Source organism: Streptomyces yokosukanensis (assembly GCF_001514035.1).
Lineage (GTDB): Bacteria > Actinomycetota > Actinomycetes > Streptomycetales > Streptomycetaceae > Streptomyces > Streptomyces yokosukanensis.
In genome coordinates, this window is the sequence record NZ_KQ948300.1 from 1 (window position 1) to 577 (window position 577).

Consider the following 577-nt stretch of genomic DNA (forward strand, 5'->3'; position numbering starts at 1 on the left):
GGCGTACGAGACGCGGCCCGAGGCGATGCTGCCGGAGATGCCCGTGCCGAGGTAGCCCTCCACGCCTTCGGGCAGTTCCTCGCCGTTGCCGTAGCCGCTCGCGTAGTCGTGGTACATCACGCCGGCGAAGACGCCGGTACGGCTGCCCCGCATCGAGGTCGGATCGATGCCGGCCCGCTCGAAGGCCTCCCACGAGGTCTCCAGCAGCAGGCGCTGCTGTGGGTCCATGGCAAGGGCCTCACGCGGGGAAATCCCGAAGAACGCCGCGTCGAACTCAGCCGCCTCGTGCAGGAAACCGCCCTCACGCGTGTACGACGTACCCGCATGATCCGGATCCGGGTGGTACAACCCCTCGACATCCCAGCCACGGTCCGTCGGGAACGCCGTGATCCCGTCCGCACCCGAGGCGACCAGCTGCCACAGATCCTCCGGAGTACGGACCCCACCGGGGAAGCGACAGCCCATCCCGACGATGACGACCGGGTCGTCCACGACGCTCGTTGCCGACCGTCCGGCCGAGACCACCTTCCCCTGTACGCCGCTCTGCTCGGCGGGCTCTTCGGCGACGGCGAGTTCA

At 69.2% G+C, this 577-nt stretch carries 1 protein-coding gene; it reads right to left on the bottom strand.

Going from position 1 to position 577, the window contains the following annotated elements:
* Nucleotides 1-577, bottom strand: a 577-nt coding sequence (locus tag AQI95_RS44285; RefSeq protein ID WP_167362018.1) for a beta-ketoacyl synthase N-terminal-like domain-containing protein, incomplete at both ends; no start/stop codon positions are given.